Raw genomic sequence first — 17,103 nt, forward strand, 5'->3', positions numbered from 1 at the left:
GTCCGCGCCGGCCTCGATGGCGGCGGTGACCCGTCGCTTGCGCGCCTCCCAGTCGCCGACGGCGCCGTCGGCTTTGACCCAGACCGTGCGTGTCATTGTCGGAACCTCACGGCGCGGCGGCTTGAAAACTGCGAAAGGAACAGGGAGTCCGACCGGATCTCGCACGGTCGACCGCGGGCGCTCGGCCCGCCCTCAGGCCTCGACGAACCCGCCTGCCCGCAGCGCCTCGTCGACGCCGGCGTCGTCGTGGACGACCGCCGACACCGCTCTCGCGATCCCCTCCGGGTCGTCGTGCTGGAAGATCGACCGCCCCATCGACACCCCGGCGGCGGCGCCATCCATCGCGCCGCGTACCATCTCGACCGTCTCCCGGTCGGTGCCCTTCGAGCCGCCGGCGATGACGACGGGGAGCCGCGTCGACTCCGTCACGCGGGCGAACGAGTCGCCGTCGCCCGAATACCCGGTCTTCACCACGTCGGCGCCGAGCTCCTCGGCGAGCCTGACGGCGTGTCCGAGGGCCTCCGGATCGGACTCGTCGACGCCCGGGCCCCGGGCGTACGCCATCGCGAGGACGGGGAGCCCCAGCCGCTCCGCGTCGGCGGTCAGCTCCGCGAGGTCCTCGATCTGGTTCGGCTCGTACTCCGAGCCGACGTTGATGTGGAAGGAGACGGCGTCGGCGCCGGCCCGGACCGCGTCCGCCGCCGTGCCGGTGACGCGCTTGTCGCTCTCGTCGGGGCCGATCGTCGTCGAGCCGTTGAGGTGGACGATGTACCCCGCGTCGTTCTTGTTCGGGTGGACCCGCTCCGCGATCCCGCGCTGGGTGAGCACCGCGTCCGCCCCGCCGCTGGTGACGCCGTCGATCGTCGACTCGATGTCGACGAGCCCCTCGACGGCGCCCATCGTGATCCCGTGGTCCATCGGGACGATCAGGTAGCGGTCGTTCGTGGAGATGCGGTCGAGTCGTGCCGAGAGTCCTGCTGTCATAGTGGGGTGGGTCGTTGTGTGAGAGTGTGGCAATCGTAGGTAAGTGGGTTTCGTTCGGGGACGTATTGGCTCCGAGGCGCCGGGATCAGACCGACTCTGTCGCCTCGGCCCGCGAGCGGCGGCCGCGCTCCGCGCCCTCGGTCAGTTCGCGGGAGAGCGCCTCCAGCCGGTCGGCGACCGCCGCGGTCGGGAGGTCCTCCGCGACGCCCTCGGCGACGATGTCGACCAGCGCGGAGCCGACGATGATCCCGTCGGCGCCGCCAGCGACGATCCGCTCGGCGTGCTCGCCGGACGAGATGCCGAACCCGACCGCCTTCGGCACGTCGTACTCGCGGAGCCGGTCGAGGCTCGCCGTGGTCTGGTCTGAGACGTCGTCCCGGGCGCCGGTCGTCCCGAGCCGGGCCTGGACGTACACGTAGCCTGAGACGCGCTCCATGAGCCGGTCGAGGCGGTCCGCGCGCGTCGTCGGCGCGACGATGAAGACGAGGTCGAGCCCGAACTCGTCGCAGGCCTCGCGCAGCGGGTCCGCCTCCTCGGCCGGCAGGTCGGGGACGACGAGGCCCTGAATCCCGGCCGCGGCGGCGCGCTCGACGAAGGGCCGCGGTCCCTCGCCCTCACCGTACTGGTAAATGAGATTGTAGTACGTCATACAGACTAACGCGGCGTCCACGTCGAGGTCCTCCGCGAACGCGAAGAACCGCCCCGGCGTCATCCCCGCGTCGAGCGAGCGGACGAGCGCCTCCTGTATCGTCGACCCCTCCGCGATCGGCTCGGAGAAGGGGAGGCCGAGCTCGATCACGTCCGCGCCGCCGCGGTCGAGCGCCTCGACGTACGCCTTCGACGACTCGTAGTCCGGATCGCCGACGACGAGGTACGGGACGTAGGCCGGGCCGTCCGCGAACGCCGCGGCGATCGCCGAGGAGTTGGCGGGCTCCCCCATTCAGATTCCCTCCGTGAACATCGACATGTCCGGCGCGTTCGGCACGTCCCGCTGGTCGGTCTCCTCGATGGCGGCGTCGAGGTCCTTGTCGCCGCGCCCCGAGACGTTCACGATCACGCGCTCGCCGAGGTCCTCGTGGTGCTCCTCGAGGTAGCCGAACGCGTGCGCCGTCTCCAGCGCCGGGATGATCCCCTCCGTGTTCGAGAGCCGGTGGAACCCCTCCAAGGCGGCGTCGTCGTCGACCGCGACCGGGTCGACGCGGCCCTCGTCGACGAGGTACGCGAGCTCCGGACCGACGCCGGCGTAGTCGAGCCCGGAGGAGACGGAGTGGCTCTCCATGATCTGCCCGTCCGAGTCCTGGAGCAGCTTCGTCCGCGCCCCGTGGAGGACGCCCTCGTCGCCCGCGTACAGCGACGCGGAGTTCGGCGCGACGCCCTCCTCCTCGTCGACTTCGAGGGTGGAGCCGCCCGCCTCGACCGCGTGGAGGGCGACGGACTCGTCGTCGACGAAGTCGGCGAACGTGCCCATCGTGTTCGACCCGCCGCCCGCGCAGGCGACCACGTCGGTCGGGAGCCCGCCCGTCTTTTCGATCGCTTGCTCGCGCGCCTCCTCGGAGATGACCGCCTGGAAGTCGCGGACCATGACCGGGAACGGGTGCGGGCCGACGATCGACCCGATCACGTAGTGGGTGTCCTCAACGGTCTCCGCCCAGTCGCGCATCGTCTCGGAGATGGCCTCCTTGAGGGTGCCGCGCCCGGTGGTGACGGGCTTGACCTCCGACCCGTTGAGCTTCATCCGGAACACGTTGGGGCGCTGGCGGTTGATGTCGCGCTCGCCCATGTAGATCGTACAGGGCATGTCCAGGTGCGCGGCCGCCATGGCCGTCGCGGTGCCGTGCTGGCCGGCGCCCGTCTCCGCGATGATGCGCTCTTTGCCCATGTACTTCGCCAAGAGGACCTGCCCGAGCGCGTTGTTCAGCTTGTGGGCGCCGCCGTGGAGGAGGTCCTCGCGCTTGAGGAACACCTCCGTGTCGTAGCGCTCCGAGAGCCGGTCGGCGCGCTGGAGCGGCGTCGGCCGCCCGCCGAACGCCGCGAGCCGCTCGCGGAACTCGTCCATGAACCCGTCCTCGTTGTTCAGGACGTAGCGCTCGTACGCGTCGGCCAGCTCCTCGATGGCGGGCATCAGCGCTTCCGGGACGTACTGGCCGCCGTACCGGCCGAACTTCCCGTCGTCGCGCCCGCGCTCGCGGCCCGGTCGCCGCGAGGGCACCGCGCCGTCCGTTGCTTCCGTCGTCCGCGTGTCGGTCTCGCTCATGTGGGTGTCTCCGTTGTCTCCGTCGCGTCGTCGTCCGCGGCCGCCGCGTCATCGCCGTCCGCGGTCGCCTCGTCGCCGCCGGCCTCCGTCCGCACCAGTTCGCGGGTGTTCGCCGCCACGTCGCCCTCCATGATCGCGCTCCCGACGAGCAGCGCGTCGGCGCCCGCGGCCCGCATCCGGCGGACGTCGGCGGGCGATCCGATGCCGCTCTCGGCGATCAGCGTGACCTCGTCCGGGACCTGGGGCGCCACGGACTCGAAGGTTCCGAGGTCGACGACTAGCTCCGCGAGGTCGCGGTTGTTCACGCCGATCGTCGTCGCGCCCGCGTCGAGCGCGCGCTCCAGCTCCTCCCGGTCGTGGACCTCGACGAGGACCTGGAATCCCCGGTCTCGGGCGGCCTCGAGCAGTGTCGGGAGGTCGTCGCCGACGAAGCGGGCGATGAGCAGGACCACGTCGCTCTCGACGGCGTCGAGCTGCGCCTCCTCGACGACGAAGTCCTTCCGGAGGACCGGTACGTCTACCGCGTCGCGCACGCGTTCGAGGGTGTCGACGCTCCCGCCGAAGTGCCCCGGCTCGGTGAGCACGCTCAGCGCGGCCGCCCCGCCGGTGACCATCCCCTCCGCGAGCGCGACGGGATCGTCCTCGCGGCTCCCCTCGGTCGTCGGGCTCGTGGGCTTCACCTCGGCGATAAGCGGGACGCGGTCCTCGGCGTCGGCCCGTTCGAACGCGGCCGAGAGGTCGCGCGGCGAGACCGAGATGTCCCCGTCGGCTCCCCGGGCCGCGCTCGCCCGCTCCCGGGCGCCGGACAGGATCGACCTGACCGCCGGCGCCAGCTCGTCTGGATCGTCCATTACTATACACTAATGTACGTATCTGTTCATAAGGCTTGCGGGGGCGGCCGGGGCGCCGTGGCTTCTCACAGAGAAGCCGAACACGTTCCCGTGCCGATGACTTAAGTGATTCACCCTTCCAATGAAGGGTATGAGCCTGTCCGGTACGTCCGGCGTCTTCGCCCGGCAGTTCGACGAGATCGGTCGGACCGTCCAGATCGGGTTCGCCGGCGGTCGCGTCATCTCGGTGTCGTTCCCCGCCGAGCACCCCGGCGACGCCGACGGCGACCACGACCTGTTAGACAGGATCGACGCGTACCTCGGCGGCGAGCGCGACGAGTTCGCCGAGGTCGCGCTCGGCCTCACGGTTCCGACGGACCGGCGCGAGGCGCTGGAGGCGCTCCGGAGCGTCCCGTACGGCGAGGAGGTCTCCGTGAGCCGACTCGCGCGGCTCGGCGGGTTCGACCCCGACGACCCGGACGACCTGAAGGTCGTGACGGGAGCGCTCGCCGACAACCCGATCCCGGTCCTGCTGCCGGACCACCGGGTGAGCGGCGGGCCGTACGCGACGCCGAGCGACGTGCGGAGCGAGCTCCGGCGCGTTGAGGGAATCTCTCGGTAACGGCACCCCGGCGTCAGCGCGCGAGACCGGCGTATCGCGTATAAGAAGTCTTTGTTATCGTTCATTATAGATACACGACCGAGCCGGCTCTAATACCGCCGCGCCCGGGCCGTTACAACTGTCGTTGGTGATTCGACATGAACGGTGAGAAGCGAACGGGAGCGGAGACGGACGGACCGATGACTGCGATGTCGCGTCGGGGGGCGCTCGGCTTCCTCGGAGTTGCCGGGTTCGCCGGGTTGTCGAGCACGACCGCGAGCGCGAAGCAGAGGAAGGGTAACGGAAACGGCGGGAACGGAAACGGCGGGGGCGACAACGGTGCCAGCGCGGAGATCAACGTCTTACCGAACCCGAACTTCATCACGAACGCAGCCGGGGAGGTCCCGCCGTTCGACCCGGACGTTGAACCGTTCGATCCGGCGCCGGTCTCGACCCCGCTCGATGAGATCATCGAGGGGAGCGAGGAGTACGACTCGACGCTCGGTCGCTCGCTGAACGACGGGAAGCATCAGGTCGTCCGACCGCCGGCGGGGTACGACCGCGAGGAAAGGTACGACGGCTCGTGGGCCCCGGTGACGTGGGGCGAATACGGCGCGGTCGGCGGAACGGCGACCGTCGGCGGCGTGAAGCCGGACAACGGGAACGGCGGGAACGGCAATGGGAACGGCGGCGCGACCGGAACGCGCGTCAACATCAACGTCGAGAACGCGCTGCCGAACGGTCAGTACACGATCTGGGTCGTCAAGTTCGCCGCGCTCGCGGACGACAGCGACCTCGGCCCGAGCGACCCGTTCGTGACGCCCGCCGGGAACGGGCTGGTCGGCTTCCACAACCTCGGCCAGAAGTTCGGCGACGACGGCGACTCGGAGAACGACTTCACGGTCGACGAGAACGGCGACGGCGGGATTCGCGTCTTCAACGAGGGCGGCGACCTGACCGGGATCCCCGGGTTCAACGAGCCGGGATACCCGTTCGTCGGCGAGGCCGACGACTACGAGCAGAGCGCGGACCGACTCAGCGAGATCGCGAACGACCTGCGAGAGGAGGACGAGATCCACTTCGTCGGCGCGTTCCACTACGACGACCAAGTGTGGGGCGTCTACCCCGGCCCCTGGCACGTGAACCAGTTCAGCGCGGTCTTCCAGTTCTGACCGCGACGGCAGCCCGGCCGACCGGCCGGCTCAGATCTCGAAGTCGGGCGTGTCGAACGCGCCCTCGTCGGCGTCGACGTCGTAGCGCTCGATCCCGGTGAGCGCGACGTCGAGCGTCGCCTCGGCGTCCCACCGCCCCGTGTTGATCGCGAGGTCGTAGATCGAGCGGTCGGACAGGTCGATCCCGTAGTAGGACTTGTACCGCTGCTCCTCGATTACCTCCCGGACCTGCATCTCCGAGGTCATCTCCTCGCGGTCGGCCGTGCGGTCCGCGCGGACCTCGTCGGGCGCGTCGAGCCAGATCCGGATGTCGGCGCGGTTGCCGGCGAGCCAGCCCGCCAGCCGCGACTCCAGCACGAACGCCTTGTTCGCGGTTCCCCATTTCTCGGCGATGCGACGGAGCCGCTGGTCGAGCGCCCGGTCGATCTCCTCGGACTCGCCGGTCTCGGCGATGAGCTGCGAGAGGCTCATGTCCCGCTCGGCCGCGATTTCGCGGAACAGCTCGCCCCCGGAGACGTAGCCGCAGTCGAGCGCGTCGGCGATCCCCTCGACGAGCGTCGTCGCCCCGCAGCCCGGCGGGCCGGAGACGGTGACGAACAGGTTCCGGTCGATCCGTCTGTCGGGCTCCGGCGGGGTGCCGCTCATGCGTGTTGCGCCACGGAAGGCCGTCGGATAAACGGGTCGGTTGCGGGAACGCCCGCCGGACCGGCCGGGCGGGCCGTCTCGCCGCCGGGCGGGCGACGCGGTTCGACGCAACCGATTTCCCGTCCGGAGCCCTCGTGATCGCCGTGAGCGAAACCACGGACCGCGGCGACGAGGCCGCCGCGCGGGCGCTCCTCCGCGACGCGGTCGAGCGCGGCGCGATCGCCGACCCCGACTTCGACCCGGAGTCGGTCCCGATCGCGGACGCCGACGTGCTCGCCCGGCTCTCGCCGCCGGTCCGCCGCTGGTGGGTCGAACGTTTCGGCGCGTACGTCGGCGAGAACGGCGGCTTCTTCACGCCGCCGCAGCGCGAGGCGATCCCCCACGTCGACGCCGGGGAGAACTGCCTCGTCGCCGCCCCGACCGGCAGCGGGAAGACGCTCGCCTCCTTCCTCGCGGTCCTCGACGACCTCTTCGCCCGCGACCGCGACGGCGAACTCGAGAACTCCGTCTACTGCCTCTACGTCTCGCCGCTGAAGTCGCTCGCGAACGACATCGAGCGCAACCTGGAGGCGCCCTTGGAGGGGATCGGCGAGGCGGTCGCCGCCGCGGAGGCGGACGGCGACGACGCGGCGGGCGAGGACGGCGCCTACGACCCCGGCGTCAGGCAGGCGATCCGCCACGGCGACACCTCGAAGGCGGACCGGCGGGCGATGCTCTCGGAGACGCCGCACGTCCTCAACACCACGCCGGAGACGCTGGCGATCCTGCTCAACTCGCCGAAGTTCAAAGAGAAGCTCCGGACCGTCGAGTACGTGATCGTCGACGAGATCCACTCGCTGGCGGCGAACAAGCGCGGTACCCACCTCGCGGTGTCGCTGGAGCGACTGACGGAACTGGCGCGCAACGAGGGCCCGGACGCAGGCGAATCGGCCGGCGGCCCGGCGCCGCACGCGCCCGGCGACATCACCCGGATCGGCTGCTCGGCGACGGTCGAGCCGCTCGACGGGATCGCCTCGTTCCTCGTGGGGCGCGAGCGCGCCGCGGGCGCCGTCGGCGAGTTCGAGGGATTCGAGACGCGCCCCTGCGAGGTGGTCGACGCGCGGTTCGCCCGCGAGTTCGACCTCGAACTCCGGACGCCGGCGGCCGACCTCATCCACACGCCGCGGTCGGCGGTGACCGACCGCTTCTACGAATCGCTTCACGACCTCGTCGAGGCCCACAAGAACACGCTCGTGTTCACGAACTCACGGTCTGGCGCCGAGCGAACCCTTCAGGAGCTCCGCCAGCGGTTCGACTACGACGAGTCGGACTCGGGCGTCCACCACGGGAGCCTCGGCGAGACGCAGCGAACGCGGGTCGAGGAGGGGCTGAAGTCGGGCGATCTCGACGTGGTCACCACCTCGACGAGCCTCGAGCTCGGCATCGACATGCCACACCTCGACCTCGTGGTTCAGGTCGGCTCGCCGAAGTCGGTCGCGGCGCTGCTCCAGCGCGTCGGCCGGGCGGGCCACAGCCCGGGCGAGACCGTCGAGGGACGGGTGTTCGCCCTCGACCGGGACGAGCTGATCGAGTGCGCGACGCTGCTCGCGCGCGCCGAGGAGGGGTTCGTGGACCGGGTGTTCCCGCCCGAGGGCGCCTACGACGTTGCCGCCCAGCACGTGTACGGGATGGCCATCAACCGGATCCGCCCCGACCGCGAGGTCCGGGAGGTGCTGCGCCGCGCGCACCCGTACCGCGGCTTCGACGACGAGGCGTACGAGCGGCTGTTCCGGTACCTCACCGGCGACTACGACGGACTGGAGGAGAAGAACGTCTACCCGAAGGTGTGGCGCGACGGCAACGACCCGCCCGACGGCGAGCACCACTACCCCGAGTACCCGGTCGGCGAGACGCTCGTCGGGAAGCGCGGGCGGCTCGCGCGGGTCATCTACATGACGAACGTAGGGACGATCCCCGACTCGTTCACCTGCGACGTGTTCACGCGCGACGACAAGTGGGTCGGCACGCTCGACGAGTCGTATCTCGACACGCTGGAGTCCGGCGACGTGTTCGCGCTTGGCGGCGAGCGGTTCGCGTTCCGCTACCGCCGCGGCTCGAAGGTGTACGCCGACCGGACGAGCGAGCGCCCGACCGTCCCCTCGTGGTTCGCCGAGCGACTTCCCCTCTCGGCGGACCTCGCCCGCGAGGTGTTGGCGTTCCAGGCCGAACTCCTCGACCGGCTGGCCGGCGATGACCCGAGCGCCGGCCCCGCCGCGGTCCGAGCGTGGCTCCGCGAGTTCCCCCTCGACGGGAACGCCGTCCGCGCGCTCGCCCGGATGTACGACGAGCAGGTCCGGTACGCCGGCGCCGAGGCCGTCTCGACGCCCGACCGCCTCGTCGTCGAGGAGGAGCTCGACCGGAGCGAGTACAAGCGCCGCTTCTACGTCCACTCGACGTACGGGCGCCGGTTCAACGACGGCCTCTCGCGGCTCGTCGCGGCGGCGGTGGCGAACCGGACCGACGCCAACGTCGCGGTCGCGGTCGCGGATCGCGGGTTCAGCCTCGCGCTCCCGCTCAACCGCAAGGTCGACGTGGCGGGTATCCTCGCCGACCTCGACCCGGAGACGGTCCGGGAGGACCTCCGCGAGGCTGTTCAGGGGACCGACCTGCTCCAGCGCTACTTCCGGATCAACGCCGGGCGCGCGCTGCTCATCCTGAAGCGGTACAAGGGGTACGAGAAGTCGGCGGCCGAACAGCAGGTCTCCGCCGAAATGTTGCTGTCGTTCGCGGCCGATCTGGAGGAGTTCGCCGTGTTGGAGGAGACGTACCGCGAACTGCTGGAGGACCGCCTCGACGTGGGCGGGATCCGCAAGGCCGTCGGCCGGATCGCGGGCGGCAACCTCGCGGTCGAACACCGCGTCGTCGACTCGCCGAGCCCGCTCGCGTTCGGTCTGGCGACGCTCGTCGACTCCGACACGGTCATCGCTGACGACGAGTCCGCGGTCCTGCGGGAGTTCCACGCCCGCGTCCTGGAGGAAATCGGCGACGGGCCGCGGAGCGCCGACCGCGGCGCCGAACCGCCCGGGGACCGGGAGGGCGACTGAGATGGCGGAGCCCGCGCCGTCGACGGCGTCGCCGCGCTCCCGGCTCCGGCTCCGGTTCGCCGGCGCGGTGACACTCGGCGCGCTCGGGCTCGCCGCGCTGTGGCGCACGTTCGGGACCGCGTGGGTCCTCGCCGCGGCCGGACCGGGCGCGTACCTGGCGGCGTACGCGTGGACCCACCTCGGTGCGAACCACCGACCCGGCGTCGACGGGCCGCGCCCGCGGCTCGGCCCGGCGAACGCGATCACGCTGTTCCGCGGCTGGCTCGCGTCGGTCCTCGCCGGCGCGCTGGCGGCCGCCCCGCCGCACCCGTGGATCCCCGCCGCGCTGTTCGCGGGCGCGGTCGGCCTCGACGCGGTCGACGGGGCGGTCGCCCGCCGGACACGGGAGACGATCCTCGGCGCTCGCCTCGACGGCGCGACCGACGCGCTGGCCGTCCTCGTCGGGGCCGCGGTCGCCGTCGCGCTCGGGGCGCTCCCGGCGTGGTACCTCCTCGCCGGCGGCGTCTGGTACGCCTACGCAGGGTCATTGTGGTGGCGGCGGCGGACCGGCGCGCCGGTGTACGAGCTCCCGCCGAGCCGGGTCCGCCCGTTCGTCGGCACCGCGCAGTTCGCCGCCGTCGCGGTCGCGCTCGTGCCGGGCGTCGGGGGCGCTCGGGCGGCCTCCCCGCTCGCCGCGTTCGCGGGCGTCGCGCTCGCGGCGCTGCTGGCGAGTTTCGCCCGCGATTGGGCGGCCGCGACGGGACGGCTCGGCCGCGACGACCCGCCGACCGCGAACCGCGAGTGACCGAAACGCTCCCGCCGTCTGCGCGCGGAGAGCCTCAGGACTCTCGGGACAACAGGACCGCGAGGACGGCGATCAGCGCGACCTGCGCGACCTTGTCGACGGCGCCGTAGACGCCGACGTCGGCCGGGAACGAGTACGTCCCGAAGACGAAGTTGATGACGTACCACAGGACGATCTGTCCGGCGGTGAACGGGATTCCGAGCGCGTACACCAGCCGGCGGCGGTACCCCGAGACGATCGCCGTCACGCCCGCGCCGAAGCCCAGGGTCGCGAAGAAGAACGAGATCCCCAACGCCCCCCCGACCAGGAAGCCGAGCGCGACGTGGACGATCCCGGACACGGTCGCGGCGAGGATTCCGATCCAGTGGAGGGGGGTCAACGATTCGACGTCGACGCCGGTGTCGGTGCGTGTCATGAATGTGCGACCCACGGACTCGGTCGGCTTATGTCTACTCCCGCCCCCGAATCGACGGCCGACGAGGGGGCGCCGACCGTCGCCGCCGTGGGTTTATGACGGATCGGTCCGTGTGATCGCCAATGCCACATCGTCTCAGTCGTCGACCGCGGACGGGTGAGTCCGCGTGAGCGACGGCGACGCCGGACGGGCCGTAGAGTTCGTCGGTCCGGAGCGCGTCGAGGTCGTCCCGACGGAGGCGCCCGTCCCCGGTCCCGGCGAAGTGGTCGTCGACGCCACCGTCTCCGCGGTGAGCGCCGGATCGGAGCTGCTCGCGTACCGCGGCGAACTCGACCCGGAGACGGTCGCGGACGAGGAGCTGCCCGCGCTCGACGGCGACCTCTCGTACCCGCTCCGTTACGGCTACGCGGTCGTCGGGAGCGTGACCGCGGTCGGCGACGCGGTCGACCCCGCGTGGCGCGGTCGCACCGTCTTCGCGTTCAACCCCCACGAGACCCGGTTCGCCGTCGCCCCGGACGCCCTGCGTCCGGTCCCCGACGGGATCGACCCGGAGACGGCGACGCTGTTCGCGAACGCCGAGACCGCGGTCACGCTGACGCTCGACGCCGCTCCCCGGATCGGCGAGCGCGTCGCGGTGTTCGGCGAGGGCGTCGTGGGGCTGCTCACGACCGCGCTGCTCGCGCGGAGCGGCGCCGAGACCGTCGTCGCGGTCGAGCCGAAGGACCGCCGCCGGTCGCTCGCGTCCGAGTTCGGCGCCGACGCCGTCGTCGACCCGAGCCGATACGGCGAGCGGGGGGGCGTCGTCGACGCCGTGCGCGAGCACACGGGCGGCGTCGACCTCGCGGTCGAGGTGTCGGGCCGGCCCGAGACGCTCGAAACGGCCGTCGAGACGACGCGGTTCGACGGCCGGGTCCTCGTCGGATCGTGGTACGGGACCAAGCGCGCCGACCTCGGCTTCGGCGACCACTTCCACCGCGGGCGCGTCACCGTCCGCAGCAGTCAGGTCACCACCATCGCGCCGGAGCTCCGCGGGCGCTGGGACCGGGACCGCCGACGTGAGACCGCCTGGCGCGAACTCCGGCGGCTCGACGACGACCTCAACGTCGCCGACCGGCTCGTCACGGACCGCGTCCCGGTCGGCCGGGCGGCGAGCGCGTACCGGCGCCTCGCGGACGAGAGCGAGCCGACCCTCCAACTCCTCTTCACTTACCCATGTACGAACTGACCGTCACCGAGTCGTTCGTCGCACAGCACTACCTCACCGTCCCCAACCCGCCAACCGACGAGGCGGCGCTTCACTCTCACGTGTTCACCGCGGAGGCGACGTTCCGCGGCCCGGAACTGGGCGAGTACGGCTACCTGCTCGATATCGACCTCGCGCTCGACGCCCTGAGCGACGCCGCGGAGCGCTACCGCGACGAGACGCTCAACGACCACCTAGAGGGCAACCCGAGCGCCGAGCGTCTGGCCCGGGCGCTGTTCGACGCGCTCGCGACCGTCGACGCCTCGGCCGCGACGGAGTTGACGGTGACCGTCCGCGAGGACGACGTGGCGAGCGTCTCGTTCACCGGCGACCTGCGGTGACCGTCCGATGCGCGTCACGCTCGTCCTCGCCGGCGACATCGAGTCCGAGTCCGGCGGGTTCTACTACGACCGGCGGCTCCGCGACCGGCTCCGCGATCGCGGGCACGCGGTCGAGGTCGTCTCGCTCCCGCGGGGCTCGTACCGGGAGCGACTCGCGCCGAACCTCCGCGCCCGCCGGCTCGCCGACCGGCTCTCGGAGTTCGACGTCGTCGTTGAGGACGGGCTGGCGCACCCCTCCGTGCTGTGCGCCAACCGACGGCTCGACGCGCCGTCGGTCGCGCTCGTCCACATGATCGCGTGGCGTGCGCGGGCGGCTGAAGGGGTGCGATCGAGCGGGACGGGAGCCGGCGAGCGGGTCCGCGCCGAACTCGGTCGGCGCGGGGTCGCGGCGATCGAGCGCCGATTCCTCCGCGGGGTCGACGCCGCGGTGTACAACGCCGAGACGACCCGCCGGGACGCGGCCGGGCTCGGCGGGCCGGCGCGCAGCGTGGTCGCGCCGCCGGCCGGCGACCGCTTCGAACCGGTGGTCTCCGCCTCGGAGATCCGCGAGCGAGCGCGATCCGGCCCGCTGGAGGTGACGTTCCTCGGCAACGTCGTCCCGCGGAAGGGGCTCGATACGCTCGTGGAGGGAGTCGCCCGGCTCGACCGCGCCGCGGTCGACTGGCGGCTGACCGTCGTCGGCGATCGGACGATCGCGCCCGAGCACGTCGAGCGCGTGGAGGGCATGACCGCCGAGGCCGGGATCGGCGACCGGGTCCGGTTCGCCGGCCGACTCGACGACGCGACCGTCGCGGCGCGGCTGCGCGAGAGCCACGTCCTCGCGGTGCCCTCGCAGTACGAGCCGTTCGGTATGGTGTACCTGGAAGCGATGGGGTTCGGCTGCGTTCCGCTGGCGACGACCGCGGGCGGGGCGAGCGAGTTCGTCCGCGACGGCGACTCCGGGGTCCTCGTTCCGCCTAGCGACCCCCGCGCCGTGTCCCGGGCGCTCCGGGACCTCGACGACCGCGACCGGCTGGCGGAGATGGGGATCGCCGCGCGCCGCGACTACGAGGCGCGCCCGGGGTGGCCCGAGACGCTCGACCGCGTCGTCGACTTCCTGGCGGCGACCGGTAGCGAGAGGCCGCGGGGTGACGCCGCGTGACCGACCACGCGACGTACCTCGACGCGAAGCGGGCGCTCGACGACCGCTCTCTGAACCGCGAGGTCCTCGATCGGTTCGCCGCCGAACTCCCGCCGGAGCCGGAGATACTCGAAGTCGGCGCCGGGACGGCGACGATGGTCGAGCGCCTCGTCGACTGGGGCGTGATCGAGGGGGGCCGGTGGGTAGCGGTCGACGCCCACGAGGCCGCGCTCGCCGCGGGCGAGGCCCGGGTCGGGGAGGCGGTGGGCGACGTGGCCGTCGAGTACCGCGTCGCCGATGCCTTCGACGCTGTGAGCAAGGCGGTGGCCGCGGGAGACCGGTTCGACGCCGTCGTCGGCTGCGCGTTCTTCGACGTGGTCGACGCGGCGCCCGCGGTCGCCGCCCTCGCGGACGTGGCCCCCGTCGCGTACGCGCCGATAACCTATGACGGCGAGACGCGCTTCGCGCCAGCGGACCCCGACGACGACGCCGTCCTCGACCGCTACCACCGACACATGCGGGAGTTCAGGGCCGGGGGCCCGGACGGCGCGGCGGCCTTGGCTCGGGAGGCGACCGTGATCGCGGAGGGGCCGTCTCCGTGGCGGATCGAGCCCCCCTACGAGTCCGGCGAGCGGACGGTCCTCGCGCACCTGCTCGATACGGTCGAAGAGGCGGTCGGAGAGACCGGATACGACGCGAGCGACTGGACGGAGCGGCGGCGAGCGGCGCTCGGCGACGGGCGGCTCCGATATGAGGCCGCGAACCGGGACCTGCTGGTCCGCCTCGACTGACGCCCTCGATCGACGGAGGAGTCCGGCCCGGTCTATCCTTGTCGGGGGACGAACTATGGGCCGATCGGCTCGGTCGGAATCGGCTCCGGGAGCCCCTCGAGCACGAGCGTCGTGTAGTGGAGGAACACGGCCAGCGCCGCGATCGACAGCAGCAGCAGGAAAAGCAGAATCATGCGCTCGTCGCTGCGGACGACCCCGGCGGTGTCCGCGAGAAACGCCGTCAGCGCGCGACACTCGGGCATTGGACTCAGTTGCGCACGCGCTTAGTTAAAACTGCCCGGCGGACCGTTCGGACGGCGCCGATCGGGCCGACCCGCCGGTCCGGCTCGGTCGCGGTCGCTCAGTCGTCAGACGGTGACGGCGGCGATCGGCCGAGCGGTTCGCCGTCGACCGGCTCGTCCGGGTTCGCGTTCACCGCGGCGTCGCTCAGCCCGAGTTGGGCGTCGACGTCGACGTCTTCGCGGACGTGGACGGTGCCGCGGTGAACCGCGATGGCGTCCGCGAGGTGGAGCCGGACCGCGTCGAGCAGGACCTCGGCCTCGAGTGGCTGCCCGCGCCGCTTGATCTCGTTGACCTCGGCCCCCGGCGGCACGTCGAAGGCGCGCTGGGCGATCACCGGGCCCTGATCGAGGTCCGTCGTGACGTAGTGGGCGGTAACGCCAGCGATTCGGACGCCCGCGTCCTTCGCCTGTCGGTACGCCTCGGCACCGGGGAACGCCGGGAGCAGCGAGGGGTGGACGTTGATAATCCGGCCCTCGTACCGGAAGACGACCTCCGGCGAGAGGATGCGCATGTAGCGCGCCAGCGCGATGAGGTCCACGTCGTACTCGGCGAGCAGGTCGAGGAGCCGGCCCTCGTCGGTGTTGCCGTTGCCGTCGCCCACGTCGTAGAACGGCTTGTCGTAGCGCTCCGCGAGCGACCGCAGGTCGCCGCGGTTGCCGATGACCACCGGGATCTCAGCCTCGCCGTCGTCCGCGAGTTCGCCGCGCTCCTCCGCCTCTAACAGAGCCTCGGGGGCGTGCGTCTCCTTCGTGACGAGCAGCGCGACGCGGCGCGCGTCGCGGTCGCTCGGGAACCGGACTTGGATGTCGACGTCGAGCTCGCGGCCGAGCTCGGCGAGCGCGCGCCGGAGCTCGCCGCGCGAGGTCTCCATCTCGGCGGTGTCGACGCGAGTCGTCATCCGGAAGACGCCCTCGCGGACCGCCTGGTCGAGGTCCTCGATGTTGATTCCCCGCTCGAACAGCAGGGAGGTGACCCGCGCGATGAGTCCGGTCTTGTCTCCTCCGACGACCGTGATCTCGGTCAGTTCGCGGGTCATGCGACGATCACCTCCGCGGGTTCGAGCGGCTGCATACACCCGGTGGAGAAGGCGGAGGGGTTTGCCCCTTTCGTTCCGCGCCGTTTCTGCTTCCCGCACGAAAGACCGGTATGTATCCACAAATATGCGTATAAACGGCGTTCCAAAACGGTTTTTACACACGACTCCGCACCAACGACCATGACAGCATACACGGCGACGGTGACGGTCCGGCTGAAGCGGGGCGTCCTCGACCCGGAGGCCGAGACGACCCAACAGGCGCTCGAACGGCTCGGGTTCGAGCTGTCGGACCTCCGCTCGGCCGACCGGTTCGAGGTCGACCTTGACGCCGCCGACGCCGACGAGGCCGCCGACCGCGCCGACGAGATGGCCGAGCGGCTGCTCGCGAACCCCACGATCCACGACTACGACGTGGCGGTCGCGGAGCGATGACGGTCGCCGTCGTCGAGACGACGCCGATCGTCACCGGCGCGACCCGCGCCGACCCGACGGTCGCGGCCGCCCAAGCGAGGTGGGCGGCGTGACGGTCGCCGTCGTCCAGTTCGGCGGCTCCAACTGTGACCGCGACGCGGTCCGCGCGCTGGACCACCTCGGCGTCGACGCCGAGCGCGTCTGGCACGCGGACGGCCTCCCCGACGACCCCGACGGGATCGTCCTCCCCGGCGGGTTCTCCTACGGCGACTACCTCCGCGCCGGCGCGATGGCGGCGCGCGATCCGATCATGGCGGAGGTCCGCGAGGCGGCCGACGAGGGCGTCCCCGTGATCGGGGTCTGTAACGGCGCGCAGATCGGCTCGGAGTCCGGGTTGACGCCCGGCGCGTTCACCACAAACGCCTCCGCGCGCTTCCAGTGTGAGCCGGTCCACCTGCGCGTCGAGCGCGCTGACACGCCGTGGACCGCCGCCTACGACGAGGGCGACGTGATCGAGGTCCCGATCGCCCACGGCGAGGGGCGCTTCGAGATAAGCGCGGACGCCCACGCCGACCTCGTCGGCGACGACCGCGTCCTCTTCCGGTACTGCGACGCCGACGGGAACGTCACCGACGCCGCGAACCCGAACGGCTCGACCGACAACGTCGCCGGGGTCCTCGGCGAGCGCGAGACGGTCGCGGTGCTGATGCCTCACCCCGAGCGCGCCACGCTCCCGGACCTCGGCCGCAGCACGGACGGCGCGGGGATCCTCGAAGCGTTCGCCTGACCGCGTCCCGACCCTACCGCGCCCGCTTCGCTTCCCGCGCCGGGTCCGGTTCGCCGACCGGCCCCGCCCCGGCTTCGGTCGTCCCGTCGCTCCCCAGTTCGCGCTCCAGCGCCCGCTCGAACTCCGCCTCCGTGAGTTCGCCCTCCGCGTACCGTCGCTGGAGGCGTTCGACCGCAGTTTCGTCCGCTCCGTCCGACTTCGATTTTCCGTCGGCGTCACGAGCCAACGCCCGGACGCCGACGACGCTCGCCCCGAGCAGCGCCGCGACCGCGAGGACGGCGACGAGCGAAACGAGCCCCGTCGCGCCGCCCATACCGCCCATCC

19 protein-coding genes are annotated in these 17,103 nt (G+C 71.9%); 10 read left to right on the plus strand and 9 right to left on the minus strand.

Going from position 1 to position 17,103, the window contains the following annotated elements; genetic code table 11:
* Positions 1 to 192: 192 nt before the first annotated feature.
* From B9G38_RS08535 to trpC, 4 genes are all read right to left on the minus strand, one after another.
* Positions 193 to 984, minus strand: coding sequence for a 2-amino-3,7-dideoxy-D-threo-hept-6-ulosonate synthase (locus B9G38_RS08535; protein ID WP_049929569.1), 792 nt, complete (start codon positions 982 to 984; stop codon positions 193 to 195).
* Positions 985 to 1,069: 85 nt separating this feature from the next.
* Complete coding sequence (gene trpA / locus B9G38_RS08540; protein WP_086220104.1) at positions 1,070 to 1,924, minus strand: tryptophan synthase subunit alpha; 855 nt, start codon at positions 1,922 to 1,924, stop codon at positions 1,070 to 1,072.
* The gene (trpB, locus tag B9G38_RS08545) at positions 1,925 to 3,238 is read right to left on the minus strand and encodes a tryptophan synthase subunit beta (protein WP_049929566.1); all 1,314 of its coding nucleotides are present in this window, start codon (positions 3,236 to 3,238) and stop codon (positions 1,925 to 1,927) included.
* Complete coding sequence (trpC, locus tag B9G38_RS08550; protein ID WP_086220105.1) at positions 3,235 to 4,089, minus strand: indole-3-glycerol phosphate synthase; 855 nt, start codon at positions 4,087 to 4,089, stop codon at positions 3,235 to 3,237. Before trpC ends, trpB begins: the two co-directional genes overlap by 4 nt.
* Before the next feature lie 130 nt (positions 4,090 to 4,219).
* Between trpC and B9G38_RS08555 the strand changes: the two genes are divergently transcribed.
* Together B9G38_RS08555 and B9G38_RS08560 are read left to right on the plus strand one after the other, a co-directional pair.
* The gene (locus B9G38_RS08555; RefSeq protein ID WP_086216584.1) at positions 4,220 to 4,690 is read left to right on the plus strand and encodes an MGMT family protein; all 471 of its coding nucleotides are present in this window, start codon (positions 4,220 to 4,222) and stop codon (positions 4,688 to 4,690) included.
* A gap of 137 nt (positions 4,691 to 4,827) precedes the next feature.
* On the plus strand, positions 4,828 to 5,841 hold the full coding sequence (locus tag B9G38_RS08560) for a hypothetical protein (protein ID WP_086220106.1): 1,014 nt from the start codon (positions 4,828 to 4,830) through the stop codon (positions 5,839 to 5,841).
* A gap of 30 nt (positions 5,842 to 5,871) precedes the next feature.
* Here B9G38_RS08560 and cmk read toward each other — a convergent pair whose 3' ends face one another.
* Positions 5,872 to 6,486, minus strand: coding sequence for a (d)CMP kinase (gene cmk / locus B9G38_RS08565; protein ID WP_086220107.1), 615 nt, complete (start codon positions 6,484 to 6,486; stop codon positions 5,872 to 5,874).
* Positions 6,487 to 6,629: 143 nt separating this feature from the next.
* Here cmk and B9G38_RS08570 point away from each other — a divergent pair, with 143 nt between their 5' ends.
* Both B9G38_RS08570 and B9G38_RS08575 read left to right on the plus strand, forming a co-directional pair.
* Positions 6,630 to 9,569, plus strand: coding sequence for an ATP-dependent helicase (locus B9G38_RS08570; protein ID WP_394334917.1), 2,940 nt, complete (start codon positions 6,630 to 6,632; stop codon positions 9,567 to 9,569).
* A 1-nt stretch (position 9,570) separates the two neighbouring features.
* Complete coding sequence (locus B9G38_RS08575) at positions 9,571 to 10,353, plus strand: CDP-alcohol phosphatidyltransferase family protein (protein ID WP_086220109.1); 783 nt, start codon at positions 9,571 to 9,573, stop codon at positions 10,351 to 10,353.
* A 34-nt stretch (positions 10,354 to 10,387) separates the two neighbouring features.
* Here B9G38_RS08575 and B9G38_RS08580 read toward each other — a convergent pair whose 3' ends face one another.
* On the minus strand, positions 10,388 to 10,768 hold the full coding sequence (locus tag B9G38_RS08580) for a hypothetical protein (RefSeq protein WP_086216580.1): 381 nt from the start codon (positions 10,766 to 10,768) through the stop codon (positions 10,388 to 10,390).
* A 166-nt stretch (positions 10,769 to 10,934) separates the two neighbouring features.
* On the opposite strand from B9G38_RS08580, the gene B9G38_RS08585 reads away from it, so the two are divergent.
* The 4 genes from B9G38_RS08585 to B9G38_RS08600 are packed head-to-tail and all read left to right on the plus strand — an operon-like array spanning position 10,935 to position 14,263.
* Positions 10,935 to 11,993 carry a zinc-binding alcohol dehydrogenase gene (locus B9G38_RS08585; RefSeq protein WP_086220110.1) on the plus strand — a complete coding sequence of 353 codons (1,059 nt, stop codon included), beginning with the start codon at positions 10,935 to 10,937 and terminating at the stop codon, positions 11,991 to 11,993.
* Entirely contained in the window at positions 11,981 to 12,352 is a 372-nt protein-coding gene (locus B9G38_RS08590) for a 6-carboxytetrahydropterin synthase (protein WP_086220111.1), read from the plus strand. Before B9G38_RS08585 ends, B9G38_RS08590 begins: the two co-directional genes overlap by 13 nt.
* A 7-nt stretch (positions 12,353 to 12,359) precedes the next feature.
* On the plus strand, positions 12,360 to 13,493 hold the full coding sequence (locus B9G38_RS08595) for a glycosyltransferase family 4 protein (RefSeq protein ID WP_086220112.1): 1,134 nt from the start codon (positions 12,360 to 12,362) through the stop codon (positions 13,491 to 13,493).
* On the plus strand, positions 13,490 to 14,263 hold the full coding sequence (locus B9G38_RS08600) for a class I SAM-dependent methyltransferase (RefSeq protein ID WP_086220113.1): 774 nt from the start codon (positions 13,490 to 13,492) through the stop codon (positions 14,261 to 14,263). Before B9G38_RS08595 ends, B9G38_RS08600 begins: the two co-directional genes overlap by 4 nt.
* A gap of 53 nt (positions 14,264 to 14,316) precedes the next feature.
* On the opposite strand, the gene B9G38_RS08605 is transcribed toward B9G38_RS08600, so the two are convergent.
* Entirely contained in the window at positions 14,317 to 14,505 is a 189-nt protein-coding gene (locus B9G38_RS08605; protein ID WP_049929553.1) for a hypothetical protein, read from the minus strand.
* Positions 14,506 to 14,603: 98 nt separating this feature from the next.
* A complete protein-coding gene (locus B9G38_RS08610; RefSeq protein WP_086220114.1) occupies positions 14,604 to 15,581 on the minus strand; it encodes a formyltransferase family protein in 978 nt (325 codons plus the stop codon).
* Positions 15,582 to 15,761: 180 nt separating this feature from the next.
* Between B9G38_RS08610 and purS the strand changes: the two genes are divergently transcribed.
* Together purS and purQ are read left to right on the plus strand one after the other, a co-directional pair.
* Positions 15,762 to 16,013 (plus strand): phosphoribosylformylglycinamidine synthase subunit PurS, encoded by a 252-nt coding sequence (gene purS, locus B9G38_RS08615; RefSeq protein ID WP_004595793.1) that lies wholly within the window; start codon positions 15,762 to 15,764, stop codon positions 16,011 to 16,013.
* 88 nt (positions 16,014 to 16,101) lie between these two features.
* The gene (gene purQ, locus B9G38_RS08620; RefSeq protein WP_086216575.1) at positions 16,102 to 16,779 is read left to right on the plus strand and encodes a phosphoribosylformylglycinamidine synthase I; all 678 of its coding nucleotides are present in this window, start codon (positions 16,102 to 16,104) and stop codon (positions 16,777 to 16,779) included.
* Between the two features lie 13 nt (positions 16,780 to 16,792).
* Here the strand turns inward: purQ and B9G38_RS08625 are convergent, their stop codons facing one another.
* The gene (locus tag B9G38_RS08625; RefSeq protein ID WP_086220115.1) at positions 16,793 to 17,101 is read right to left on the minus strand and encodes an SHOCT domain-containing protein; all 309 of its coding nucleotides are present in this window, start codon (positions 17,099 to 17,101) and stop codon (positions 16,793 to 16,795) included.
* Positions 17,102 to 17,103: the final 2 nt, after the last annotated feature.

The organism is Halorubrum sp. SD612 (genome assembly GCF_002135005.1).

Coding starts and splice junctions, on each gene's coding strand:
- B9G38_RS08535 (WP_049929569.1), bottom strand. CDS start 984: ATGACAGCAGGACTCTCGGCACGACTCGACCGCATCTCCACGAACGAC.
- trpA (WP_086220104.1), bottom strand. CDS start 1,924: ATGGGGGAGCCCGCCAACTCCTCGGCGATCGCCGCGGCGTTCGCGGAC.
- trpB (WP_049929566.1), bottom strand. CDS start 3,238: ATGAGCGAGACCGACACGCGGACGACGGAAGCAACGGACGGCGCGGTG.
- trpC (WP_086220105.1), bottom strand. CDS start 4,089: ATGGACGATCCAGACGAGCTGGCGCCGGCGGTCAGGTCGATCCTGTCC.
- B9G38_RS08555 (WP_086216584.1), top strand. CDS start 4,220: ATGAGCCTGTCCGGTACGTCCGGCGTCTTCGCCCGGCAGTTCGACGAG.
- B9G38_RS08560 (WP_086220106.1), top strand. CDS start 4,828: ATGAACGGTGAGAAGCGAACGGGAGCGGAGACGGACGGACCGATGACT.
- cmk (WP_086220107.1), bottom strand. CDS start 6,486: ATGAGCGGCACCCCGCCGGAGCCCGACAGACGGATCGACCGGAACCTG.
- B9G38_RS08575 (WP_086220109.1), top strand. CDS start 9,571: ATGGCGGAGCCCGCGCCGTCGACGGCGTCGCCGCGCTCCCGGCTCCGG.
- B9G38_RS08580 (WP_086216580.1), bottom strand. CDS start 10,768: ATGACACGCACCGACACCGGCGTCGACGTCGAATCGTTGACCCCCCTC.
- B9G38_RS08590 (WP_086220111.1), top strand. CDS start 11,981: ATGTACGAACTGACCGTCACCGAGTCGTTCGTCGCACAGCACTACCTC.
- B9G38_RS08595 (WP_086220112.1), top strand. CDS start 12,360: ATGCGCGTCACGCTCGTCCTCGCCGGCGACATCGAGTCCGAGTCCGGC.
- B9G38_RS08605 (WP_049929553.1), bottom strand. CDS start 14,505: ATGCCCGAGTGTCGCGCGCTGACGGCGTTTCTCGCGGACACCGCCGGG.
- B9G38_RS08610 (WP_086220114.1), bottom strand. CDS start 15,581: ATGACCCGCGAACTGACCGAGATCACGGTCGTCGGAGGAGACAAGACC.
- purS (WP_004595793.1), top strand. CDS start 15,762: ATGACAGCATACACGGCGACGGTGACGGTCCGGCTGAAGCGGGGCGTC.
- B9G38_RS08625 (WP_086220115.1), bottom strand. CDS start 17,101: ATGGGCGGTATGGGCGGCGCGACGGGGCTCGTTTCGCTCGTCGCCGTC.